Source organism: Roseovarius sp. BRH_c41, assembly GCF_000961715.1.
Taxonomy (GTDB): Bacteria; Pseudomonadota; Alphaproteobacteria; order Rhodobacterales; family Rhodobacteraceae; genus Roseovarius.
This window is the reverse complement of sequence record NZ_LADY01000071.1, coordinates 130,549-140,408: the sequence shown is the minus strand read 5'-3', so window position 1 is coordinate 140,408 and position 9,860 is coordinate 130,549. Positions and strand designations below refer to the sequence as shown.

Here is a 9,860-nt window from a genome sequence, read left to right as displayed (position 1 = left end):
CAAGCCGCTCTTCCGCGCCCCGCGTCGCCGCCGCCTCGGCCAGTCGCAGGGCGCGGGGGCGGTCCAGGCGCGGCAGGCTTTCCATCAGGCCGACGAGGTCCGAATAGAGCTTGAGACCTCCGAGATTGAGCAGCCGCACCGCAGCCCCGACCGACCCACCCGACAGTTCCGCCAGTGCCGCCGGGTCGCCTTCGGGCGCAATTCCCGCCTGGTCCAGCGCCTGCGCAATTTCTTGTGGTCCCAGAGGCGCAAGCCGCAGCGTGCGACAGCGCGAGCGGATCGTGGGCAAAAGGCCAGAGGGCTGATGCGATATGAGCAACAGCACCGTGCGCGCGGGCGGCTCTTCCAGCATCTTTAGAATGGCATTGGCAGCTTGGGTATTGAGATCATCCGCCGCATCGACGATCACCACCCGCCGCCCGCCATCGGCGGCGGAGAGGTGAATGAATCTACCGAGTTCGCGGACATCATGCACGCGAATGTCATTGGAAAACCGGCCTTCAGCAAAAGCCTTTGTCCTGTCATTCTCGCTGCTGCCTAAACCGCTTCTTCTAAGCAGGAACAATCCCGGATCAGACAGCGCCAGCAAGCGCCGCGAAACTGGATGATCCGGGGCGGCGTCCAGCGTCGCGGGCGGCGGCGGCGCACCAAAGAGCCCTTCCTCTTGCACCAACGGTGTGGCCAGCAAAAACCGCGCGATGCGCCATGCCAGCGTCGCCTTTCCCACACCGCGCGGCCCGGTGATCAGCCAGCCGTGATGCAGCCGTCCGGTATTGAACGCATCGAGAAATTCCGCCTCCGCCGCTTCCTGTCCAAAAAGCCGCGCGGTTTCGCGCGGGTGTGGCGCGCCTTCGACACGGTCCGGTTCCGGCAGCAGCCCATCATCGCTCATGGCAGGTGCGCCTGCACCACGCGGGCCACATCCTCTGCCACCGCGTCCAAGTCACCCGCGCCGTCGATCACCGCGAAACGGGGGGCGAATTCCTGCGCCAAGGCCAGAAACCCGGCACGCATCCGCGCCTGCATCCCCTCGCCAAACGACTCGAACCGCGCCTCGGCCCCGCCACGCGACAGTGCCCGGCCCAGACCCACGCCGGGGTCGATATCAATCAAAACCGTCAAATCCGGCTCGCGTCCGATCATCAGCCCGTGCAACTGATCCACAAGCCCGCGTAAATCGCTCCGGCCAAGGCCCTGATACATCCGCGTGCTATCGGCAAAGCGGTCGCAGATCACCACCGCGCCACGGTCCAGCGCGGGGGCAATCACCCGCTCCAGATGGTCGCGGCGCGCGGCGGTAAAGAGCAGGATTTCGGTCTCGGCAGACCAGCGGTCCTTGTCGCCTTCGAGCACCAGACGCCGGATTTCCTCGGCCCCCGGACTGCCCCCCGGTTCGCGCGTCAGCACCACATCGCGGCCCATCCCGCGCAGCGTCTCAGCCAGACGTCGCGCTTGTGTGGATTTGCCCGACCCGTCGATCCCTTCAAAGCTGAGGAACAGCCCCTGCCCGCTCAAAGCGCCCCCTCGGGGCCCTGTTGCAAGCGCGTCAGAAGCACGCCCGAGACGGTGCGAATCCGGGTCATGAACCCGCCCTGCGGCACATCTTCGGCGGCCACGAGCGGCACCCGCGTCTTGGGCAGCCCTTCTGGCGCAAAGACCAGTTCGGCCAACACATCGCCCTTGGCCACCGGCGCACGCACCGGCCCGGTATACACCACCTCGCCCTTCAACTCGCCGCCATCAAGCACCGGCAGAAGGGTCGAGACATCCTCGGCCACGGTCAGGCCCACGCTCGTCGTCTCGCCCATCCAGACATCGGCACGCGCCACTTCATCGCCAGCCGTGAGCACGGATTTCTGCGCAAACTGGCGAAACGCCCAATTCACGATCGCCTCTGATTCCCGCGCGCGGTCCTGTGCTGTCGCCAGTCCCGAGATCACGAAGATCACCCGACGGTCGCCCTGAATGGCCGATCCGGTCAGGCCAAAGCCAGCTTGTTCTGTGTGTCCAGTCTTGAGGCCATCCGCCCCGATGCCCAATCCCAGCAAGGGATTGCGGTTACTGATATTGCTGGGGGCGCGCCCGTCAAAGCGAAACTCGGTCTCGGCAAACATTTTGTAGAAATCGGGGAAATCTTCGATGATGTGCCGCGCCAAAAGCGCCAGATCGCGTACGCTCATCACATGTCCGTCAGCCGGCCACCCGCTGGCATTGCGGAACATGGAATTTGTCATCCCCATCTGCTGCGCGCGCTGCGTCATAAAGCGGGCAAAGCCCGCCTCGGTGCCATCGGGGCTGAGCGCCTCGGCGAGCACCGCACAGGCGTCATTCCCGGACAGAACGATGATCCCGCGCAACAGATCCTCGACCCGTACTCGGTCGGTCGTGTCGAGAAACATGGTCGAGCCACCATAGCTCATGGCGTGCTCCGACACGGGCAGGCGTTCATCGAGCGTCAGTCGCCCGCTGCGCACCGCCTCGAAGGCTACATAGAGCGTCATCAGTTTGGACATGGACGCCGGCGGCAGGGCTGTATCAGCGTTCTTGTCCAACAACACGGTGCCGGTGGTCACGTCCATAACAAACGCCGCCTTGGCGCTGGTTTCAAAGGCCTGCACAGGCAGTGCCACCCCGAGGCACAGCAGCGCTGCGGCGATATGGCGAGTAAGGATCATTTGCTCCTATTCCTCTCAGTTGGTGACGGCATAGGCATCGTCAAAGCCGATCCCCTTGATCTTGTTGAGCAGCGTAGTCCGCTCCGACGCGGTGGTCGCGGGGCCGACGATCACCCGCCAAAAGGCCTTGCCTTGGGTGTTCTGTTCCAGAACCGTTGGAACCATCCCAGCCTGCCGCATCGCGGTCGCGGTATTGCGGGCGTTCTCTTCCACACTGAAAATCCCGATCTGGATGTAGGGTTTGTCAAGACTGGAGGAGCGTGCCGGAGCGGGCGCAGCCGCAGGGCGCGCCACCGGCGCGGGAGAGGCCACAGGGGACACCTCGCCAGCCGCAGCCTGTTCCACGTCAGCCGCGTCAATCGCAGCGGCGGCCCCCGCCACCGGATCAAGCGCCGTAGCCTCGATGTCCGCCGGGGCGGCAAGGGTCATGGCCTCATCCGGGACCGCGTCGGCTTCGGGGGCCGCTTCTTGCGCCTCTTCCCGGCGCAGAGCGGTCACGTTGAGCTGAACCGGCGCGCCGGCCAGCATGCCAAGCGCAGCAGCGGCATCCGAGGACACCTGCAACGCTGGTCCGGGGACATCCCGCTCACGCCGGAAAAGCGCCCCGATCACGAATTTCGAATCCGATGTGCTGCGGATGATGACCCGCTCAGGTTCCTTGACATCCGGATGCGCCACCCAGACCCCGCCCAGCGATGGCCGCCCATCCCAGAGCCCCATATCGGTGACTTGAAACACGTCAGGGGCCTCGACATCGCGCTCCACCAGCTTGACCGACGCGCGCGACGCCGTGGCACCCTGCGCAGAGGCCTGCCCGGCGCTGTCGGGCTTCAAAGAAAACTTGCCGCTCTCATCGCATCCTGCCAGCACCGCAATCGCCGCACCGACAAGGACCAGCCGAGACAGCCCTGCCTGCGTGCCCTGTTTCAGAAATGTCATCTCTTGCCCCTTGCCCCTTGCCTTCTCGTGCATCCATCCGGCCTGAGCCGCCGGTTTTCCGGTCGGGCCTGTTCTCGCCCCGGCATGATCCTGCGCGCGTACTCTAACCGCTTGCCCATCGCGTGAAAAGTGCGCAGGCGGCATATGCGCGATTTTCCCCACGAAACACCTCTTTTAGAATCGCCAAGACCTCTGTAGGCACCGGCGAACCACACATATGCCAGAGCGGTCGATTGCACCGGTTTTGGAATTTGGTGTAGGGAGAGTTACGGAAGCTTGGCAGAGTGGTCGATTGCACTGGTCTTGAAAACCAGCGTACCGAGAGGTACCCAGGGTTCGAATCCCTGAGCTTCCGCCAATAAAATCAATCTCTTGACGCAGGTCATTGCAGCGCTTCGCGCGGGGCGATGAGGCCCTCCGCTTTGCTGATGACCACCGTATCGCGTTACTTTGGAGGGACAGTGTCATGGCCCTGTGACGCAAACCCGACAGGGTTCAATTCATAAACCCGACGGGGTTCAATTCATCGGCAGGCTCACAGAGGCCTCAAACCCCGATGCGCCCTCCGAACGGGGTGATTTGAGGACAAGCCCCCCCCCGATACGATCCGCAATCGCCGCGACAATCGCAAGCCCAAGGCCGCTGCCATCCTGCCCGGCCCCCGCGCGCTCGAACCGCGCGGTCAGGCGACCCAGCGTTTCCGCAGGCACCACAGGGCCGTCATTGGCAACGATCAACCGCCCCTCTTGTGTCAAGCTCACGGCAACCGGCGCATCCCCGGAGCCGTGACGCAGCGCATTCTCCACGAGATTTCGGCACAGGATCGCAAAGGCGTCCGGATCAAGGTCCGACAGGAGTGGCGCATCCGGCAGGCTCAGCACGAGACGGCCCGGAGCGAGCGGTCGCGCCAGATCCTCAACCACGATGCGCGCTACAGGACGCAGGTCTGCGGACCGCTCCAACCGCAGCCGCCCACCTTCGGCGCGCGCCAATTGCAAGAGCCGTTCAGACAGGCGCGTCAGGCGTTTGAGCGTCGCCTCGATCTCTGCGGCGCGACGCTTTGCCTGCGGGTCCGAGGTTTCCGACCGCAGTCGCTGCGCCTGCGCGATCGCCCCGGCAAGCGGCGTTCTCAACTCATGCGCGGCATTTGCTGCAAAGCTGCGCTCGGCCTCAAAGGCGGCATTCAGACGTTCGAGCAACACATTAAGGGTGGCTGCTATAGGGCGGATTTCTAATGGCATATCCTGCGCCGGAACAGGCGACATGTCTCTGGCGCTCCGAGCTTCTAGACGTTCCCGGAACTGGCGCAACGACGCGAGGCTCGCCCGGACCGCAACAATGATGGCCAGCAATGCAACCGGAACCACGATCAGCAATGGCAACCCAAGGCCCATCTGGATATCACGCGCCACAGAGGCGCGATACTTCAGAGGTTCCGCGACGGTGATCCGCACAGTGCCCTGAACCGCGTCTTCGCTATAGAGTCTATGGGTCGCGGTCTCGCGAAACCCGGATCCGTCCCAGACCGGAAACACGGCGGCGTCCGCAGCATGCGATTGCAACAGGATGCGCCCCTCGGCATCGCGCACGATATAGGTAAAGAATTCATCATGGACGCGGATCGCCCCAAGGCGCTGTGTGACCCCGTCATCTTCGCGCCCGACAATATCAACCACCGCCAACGGCAAAAGGCGCTGCGCGGTCTCTTGCAGGGCCGAGTCAAAGATCGCGTCCATTTCGCTGCGCAGGATCACCGCTGTGACCGAGGCCGCCGCGCTCCAGAGCAGCGTCAGCGATAGGCCCAGCGACAGCGCCAGCCGAGTCTCGAGGCTGCGCAGCCGCCTCATGCCTTGCCCAGTCGGTAGCCTAGGCCGCGTTCGGTCTCGACGATACCCGCGCCCAGCTTCTTGCGCAGGCGGCTGACATGGACCTCGATGGTATTGCTCTCCACCTCTGCGTCATAGGCATAGAGCTTGTCCTCCAATTGCGCCTTGGACAAAAGCTGACCGGGGCGGGCCAGAAATGCTTCGAACAGCGCCCATTCGCGTGCCGTCAGTTGGATAGGTTTTCCGCCGCGATGAACGCTACGGGCGGCCAGATCAATATCCAGCGGGCCATGCGTCACGATCGGATTGGGATTGCCGCTGTACCGCCGCGCAACAGAGCCAATCCGCGCCGACAACTCGGCAAGATCAAACGGCTTGACCAGATAGTCGTCAGCCCCCGCGTTCAGCCCCTCGATCCGGTCCGACACCTGATCGAGGGCGGTCAGGATAATGACCGGCGTCACCTCACCACGCGCGCGCAACGCTTTCAAAAATCCGATGCCGCGACCATCCGGCAACATCAGATCCAACAGGATCAAGTCAAACGCCGCGCCGCGCACCGCCGCGCCCGCCGCATCCAGCCGGGTGACCCAATCCACTGTCTGCCCGTCGCTGGCGATCTGGTCGCGCACGGCGGCCCCCAGAACCGTATCATCCTCAATCAGCAGAATGCGCATCTTCGCCCCTATTATCCGTGCCTGTGCCCCTCACTCGCCCGTCTGGCTTACATGATACTGACGCCCAAGGGTCTGCTGCTTCAGGTTCACGTCAGTTTCGTCGCGCATGACCTGTTTCAAGATGGCCGCAACGAGGAGTTTGGCCCATGAAGATGACATTGACAATTCTCAGCTTTCTCGCGCTCATTCCCGCCGGGACGGCGCTGGCCAGCGACGATTGCTTTGTGCCCATGGCCGACTGGCAACCGCGCGATGCCGTGGCTGGCCTCGCCGCTGAAAACGGCTGGACCGTGCGCCGGATCAAGATCGACGACGGCTGTTACGAAATTGACGGGCGCGACGCCGATGGTCGCCAGATCGAAGTGACGGTTCATCCCGCCACGCTTGCGGTGATCGAGTTCGAATATGAGGATGACGACGACGGTCGCTTGCACCGCAGCGGCAAGGATCGCAAAAATGACTGATCTCGCATCCCATACGACCAAGGTTCCGACAGTTCGGGTCTGGGACCCGCTGGTGCGGGTCTTTCATTGGACCCTTGTGGCCGCCTTTACGATTGCATGGCTCAGCGCCGATGAGCTTTCGACCGTCCATGAGATCGCAGGCTATGGGATCGCGGCGCTTGTCGCGTTTCGTCTTGTCTGGGGGCTCATCGGCAGCCGCTACGCACGCTTTGCCGGTTTCGTAAAGCGCCCCGGCACGACACTGGCCTATCCGGGTGACATGCTGCGCGGCAAAGAGCGGCGCTATCTGGGTCACAATCCCGCGGGCGCGGCGATGATCGTGGCGCTGCTCGTCACGCTGTCGGGCACAGCGTTCAGCGGCTGGCTTCTCGAAGAGCCGGATCGCATGGCGATGCTGCCAGAGGGGCCGCAGATCGTGGCCCCCGCCTTTGCCGATGGGGACAACGCATACGGCAACGGCGGCGAGGGCATGCTCGAAGAAATGCACGAGGTTCTGGCCAATCTGATGCTGCTCTTGGTGGCGCTGCACGTCGGCGGAATTGTCCTTGCCTCGATCCGGCATCACGAAAACCTCGCGCGCGCCATGATCACGGGAGACAAACGCAGCCCTGCGCCCGGCGACATCGGCTGATCCCATAACGGCAGAGCGGTGGGCGGCCCTTGCCAGCCCGCCGCTCTGGTTCATTTGTCGATATCGACCGGCAACGTGGCGATATAGGTCAGCAGGCTGACACGGTCTTGCACCGAAAACGCGCGCATGTTGATCATCGCAGCCCCCGGATGCGCGTTCGAAATCTTGTTGTAAACCTCGTCGGGCAATTCGGTGGCCTCGGTTCCCACGAAATTATGCGCGTCCCCCTCGCCCCAATCCATGGCGCGCCCGTCAAAGCCGTGGCAGGCGGCGCAGGTGGTCTGAAAGATGGCACGCCCACGCGTGAAATCTCCAGCCCCTGGAATGACCGTGCGCGTCTCATAGTCGATGAACGCGCGCATATCGGTCAGTCCCTCGCTGATAAAGGTTGCGACGCGCAGCATTTCCTCATCCGTGATCATCTCGGGCGTGTAGGGATGGTTGCCATCGCGCAGGGTTGCCATCAGGGATTCCGCAGGTCTGCCGCGCATGCCCATGACCCCCTTGATGCCGGTGAAATGACTGCCTTGCCTGTAGATGCCTTCAGCGCCCAGATAATCCCAACCGTGACATTCCTTGCATCGCCACGTTCCAGTTCCTTTCTGTTCCGCGCTGACGGGATAGGCCGGGTTGATTGCCTCGGGCGCTGGACGATCCAGCGCTTCCCACCAATTGTCATAGATCCGGCCACCGGCGGCCAGCGTCCATTCGAGTGACGGCAACTGTGGCGCGCCATGCACGAACTCCTGCTGGTTCGCCCCGTGTTCTTGCGGCTCAGCTGAAACGTCTGCGGCCACGGTCTGCGCACTGATCATGAGTGCGGCAAGCGCCCCAAAGGCAGCACTTTTGAGCATCAATCCCCTGAAATTCATCAAATCCCCTCCCAAAGATTAGCGAGGGCTGTGGGTGTTATCGTGGCGCTATAACGAGACGCACGGCACAGCCTCTGGTCGCTATGGTCAGGTCTCTCTGGTGTTCCTGACAAGAGACAAAGCCGCGCATTCCTATGGTTGCGGGACCATGTTAGACTTTGGTTTAGAAGATTTCCGGCGTTTATCTACCTAGGGTTTAGTTGAGCGGTGACATAGGATGACAGGTGAGAACAGCCATGATGCGAAACCGCGCCGGGCCTCCAACCGCACGGCGTCATTACGCTCGGAAAGGCTGACGTTTTGGCTGGCGGTCATTCAGTTGGTCTGTGCCTTCGTGTTTCTGTTTGATCTTATCGACGAGTTTCCGGACCCGCTCTATTGGCGCAATATCTCGCCAAGCGGGATGGTTCACCTGATCACGGAACTGACGATCATGGGTCTGCTTTTGCTCGGCGTCGCCATGGCGCGCCGCTCTCATCTTGATCTTGTGTCGCAACGCGATGGGCTGGAACGCAACCTCAGATCACTGCGTGAAGATTTCGACGGCATCCTGACCACGCATTTCCAGACATGGGATCTGACACCGGCGCAGCGCGATGTCGCCCTTTTGTGTCTGCGTGGCTTGCGCATCAAGGACATCGCAAGCTTGCGCAAATGTGCCGAAGGCACCGTCAAGGCGCATATGAGCGCGGTGTTTCGGGCCGCCGGTGTGCGCACGCGGGGCGAATTTGTCGGCCTGTTCATGGAAGAATTCCTTGATCACGGATCGACGTTCGGCGGCTGAAAGCGCGCCCCTCTCACAAACCTGACGTCAAGCTGAAGCGGAAATCGCTGCGCTGTCAGGGTGTCCTCAGGTCTGCGCGCGAGATTGGGCTCAGCAGACGAAAAGGAAACCCTGCCATGAAGAAAATACGCACCCTTCTTGTCGCCTCGACCGCGCTCACGGCCGCCATTGGCGTTCCGGCTTGGAGCGCGATGCGCGCCTCTGAGGGCGAGGACCTCTGGCCGCTCGCCGCGCTTTTTGACGAGGGGTCGCAAGCGCTGCCGCTCCTGCGCGTTAGCGGTGACGACGATGACCGTGATGACGACGACAGTGATGACGACGAGGACGAGGACGAGGACGATGATCGCGGTGGGGCGCGCAATCCTGCCCCCGCCGGAACGGTCGCGCCACCGCAGAACGGTCTCTTCGGCACCGGCACCCCGCCGCAAGTCAAGGTGAACTAAACATCGCTGCGGCGCTGCGGAACCCGCTGCGCCCGCGTTCAATCTTTCTCTATGAATTTGAAGGACCCACGCAATGAAATCAGTTCTTGCAACCCTCGCGCTGACAACGGCCCTGACCATGCCCGGCCTGGCCATGGCCCGTCCGGTGACATTGACCACCACCCTCAACAGCTATGGCGGCGACGGTGCCTATCTCGCGCTCTATGTGACCGATGCCTCTGGCGCCTATGCCGGTAGCCTGTGGATGGCCGGTGGAAAATCAAAATATTACAAACACCTGACCGACTGGCACCGTGCCACGGCTGGCGACGCAGCACAGGTCAACGGCATCACGGGGGCCAGCGTCGGCGCGGGCCGGACGCTTGAGATCACGCTCGACCTTGCCGATGCGCTGTTTGATGCGGGCTACACGCTCCATATCGACGCCGCCGTCGAGGACATGCGCGACAGCCCCAACGAAGTGGCGGTGCCGCTGACGACCCAAGGGGCGGGCACATCTGTGCGCGGTCGCCGTTACGTCGCTCGTTTCACCTACGACATGTAAGGACA

The 9,860-nt window shown here is 62.8% G+C and carries 12 protein-coding genes and 1 tRNA gene; 6 read left to right on the top strand and 7 right to left on the bottom strand.

The features are described 5' to 3' along the window. From VR71_RS24430 to VR71_RS24415, 4 genes are all read right to left on the bottom strand, one after another. On the bottom strand, window positions 1-892 hold an 892-nt coding region (locus tag VR71_RS24430; RefSeq protein WP_045686873.1), incomplete at its 3' end, for a DNA polymerase III subunit delta'. Next, window positions 889-1,515 carry a dTMP kinase gene (tmk, locus tag VR71_RS24425; protein ID WP_045686872.1) on the bottom strand — a complete coding sequence of 209 codons (627 nt, stop codon included), beginning with the start codon at window positions 1,513-1,515 and terminating at the stop codon, window positions 889-891. The genes tmk and VR71_RS24430, both read right to left, overlap by 4 nt. Further along, complete coding sequence (locus tag VR71_RS24420; protein ID WP_045686871.1) at window positions 1,512-2,675, bottom strand: D-alanyl-D-alanine carboxypeptidase family protein; 1,164 nt, start codon at window positions 2,673-2,675, stop codon at window positions 1,512-1,514. Before VR71_RS24420 ends, tmk begins: the two co-directional genes overlap by 4 nt. 15 nt (window positions 2,676-2,690) lie before the next feature. After that, a complete protein-coding gene (locus VR71_RS24415; protein WP_045686887.1) occupies window positions 2,691-3,614 on the bottom strand; it encodes an SPOR domain-containing protein in 924 nt (307 codons plus the stop codon). A 270-nt stretch (window positions 3,615-3,884) separates the two neighbouring features. Between VR71_RS24415 and VR71_RS24410 the strand changes: the two genes are divergently transcribed. Then, a tRNA-Ser gene (locus tag VR71_RS24410) sits at window positions 3,885-3,972 on the top strand. Window positions 3,973-4,132: 160 nt separating this feature from the next. Here VR71_RS24410 and VR71_RS24405 read toward each other — a convergent pair. Next, window positions 4,133-5,461 (bottom strand): ATP-binding protein, encoded by a 1,329-nt coding sequence (locus VR71_RS24405; protein WP_045686870.1) that lies wholly within the window; start codon window positions 5,459-5,461, stop codon window positions 4,133-4,135. Further along, a complete protein-coding gene (locus VR71_RS24400; protein WP_045686869.1) occupies window positions 5,458-6,117 on the bottom strand; it encodes a response regulator transcription factor in 660 nt (219 codons plus the stop codon). Before VR71_RS24400 ends, VR71_RS24405 begins: the two co-directional genes overlap by 4 nt. 146 nt (window positions 6,118-6,263) lie before the next feature. Between VR71_RS24400 and VR71_RS24395 the strand changes: the two genes are divergently transcribed. Together VR71_RS24395 and VR71_RS24390 are read left to right on the top strand one after the other, a co-directional pair. Beyond that, window positions 6,264-6,581 (top strand): PepSY domain-containing protein, encoded by a 318-nt coding sequence (locus tag VR71_RS24395; protein WP_045686868.1) that lies wholly within the window; start codon window positions 6,264-6,266, stop codon window positions 6,579-6,581. After that, window positions 6,574-7,212 (top strand): cytochrome b/b6 domain-containing protein, encoded by a 639-nt coding sequence (locus tag VR71_RS24390; RefSeq protein ID WP_045686867.1) that lies wholly within the window; start codon window positions 6,574-6,576, stop codon window positions 7,210-7,212. The genes VR71_RS24395 and VR71_RS24390 overlap by 8 nt, the downstream gene beginning before the upstream one ends. Before the next feature lie 50 nt (window positions 7,213-7,262). On the opposite strand, the gene VR71_RS24385 is transcribed toward VR71_RS24390, so the two are convergent. Then, window positions 7,263-8,084 (bottom strand): cytochrome c, encoded by an 822-nt coding sequence (locus VR71_RS24385; protein ID WP_045686866.1) that lies wholly within the window; start codon window positions 8,082-8,084, stop codon window positions 7,263-7,265. Between the two features lie 217 nt (window positions 8,085-8,301). Here VR71_RS24385 and VR71_RS25510 point away from each other — a divergent pair, with 217 nt between their 5' ends. The 3 genes from VR71_RS25510 to VR71_RS24370 all read left to right on the top strand — a co-directional run bounded on the left by VR71_RS25510 (window position 8,302) and on the right by VR71_RS24370 (window position 9,855). After that, the gene (locus VR71_RS25510) at window positions 8,302-8,868 is read left to right on the top strand and encodes a helix-turn-helix transcriptional regulator (protein WP_296430874.1); all 567 of its coding nucleotides are present in this window, start codon (window positions 8,302-8,304) and stop codon (window positions 8,866-8,868) included. 116 nt (window positions 8,869-8,984) lie between these two features. Next, window positions 8,985-9,311, top strand: coding sequence for a hypothetical protein (locus tag VR71_RS24375; protein ID WP_045686865.1), 327 nt, complete (start codon window positions 8,985-8,987; stop codon window positions 9,309-9,311). Window positions 9,312-9,384: 73 nt separating this feature from the next. Beyond that, window positions 9,385-9,855, top strand: a complete 471-nt coding sequence (locus VR71_RS24370) for a DUF2271 domain-containing protein (protein WP_045686864.1) — start codon at window positions 9,385-9,387, stop codon at window positions 9,853-9,855. The last annotated feature ends 5 nt before the right edge of the window (window positions 9,856-9,860 follow it).

Bases quoted from the DNA above. Each gene is read 5' to 3' on its own strand.
- VR71_RS24420 (WP_045686871.1), bottom strand. From the start codon at position 2,675: ATGATCCTTACTCGCCATATCGCCGCAGCGCTGCTGTGCCTCGGGGTG.
- VR71_RS24415 (WP_045686887.1), bottom strand. From the start codon at position 3,614: ATGACATTTCTGAAACAGGGCACGCAGGCAGGGCTGTCTCGGCTGGTC.
- VR71_RS24405 (WP_045686870.1), bottom strand. From the start codon at position 5,461: ATGAGGCGGCTGCGCAGCCTCGAGACTCGGCTGGCGCTGTCGCTGGGC.
- VR71_RS24400 (WP_045686869.1), bottom strand. From the start codon at position 6,117: ATGCGCATTCTGCTGATTGAGGATGATACGGTTCTGGGGGCCGCCGTG.
- VR71_RS24395 (WP_045686868.1), top strand. From the start codon at position 6,264: ATGAAGATGACATTGACAATTCTCAGCTTTCTCGCGCTCATTCCCGCC.
- VR71_RS24390 (WP_045686867.1), top strand. From the start codon at position 6,574: ATGACTGATCTCGCATCCCATACGACCAAGGTTCCGACAGTTCGGGTC.
- VR71_RS24385 (WP_045686866.1), bottom strand. From the start codon at position 8,084: ATGAATTTCAGGGGATTGATGCTCAAAAGTGCTGCCTTTGGGGCGCTT.
- VR71_RS25510 (WP_296430874.1), top strand. From the start codon at position 8,302: ATGACAGGTGAGAACAGCCATGATGCGAAACCGCGCCGGGCCTCCAAC.
- VR71_RS24375 (WP_045686865.1), top strand. From the start codon at position 8,985: ATGAAGAAAATACGCACCCTTCTTGTCGCCTCGACCGCGCTCACGGCC.
- VR71_RS24370 (WP_045686864.1), top strand. From the start codon at position 9,385: ATGAAATCAGTTCTTGCAACCCTCGCGCTGACAACGGCCCTGACCATG.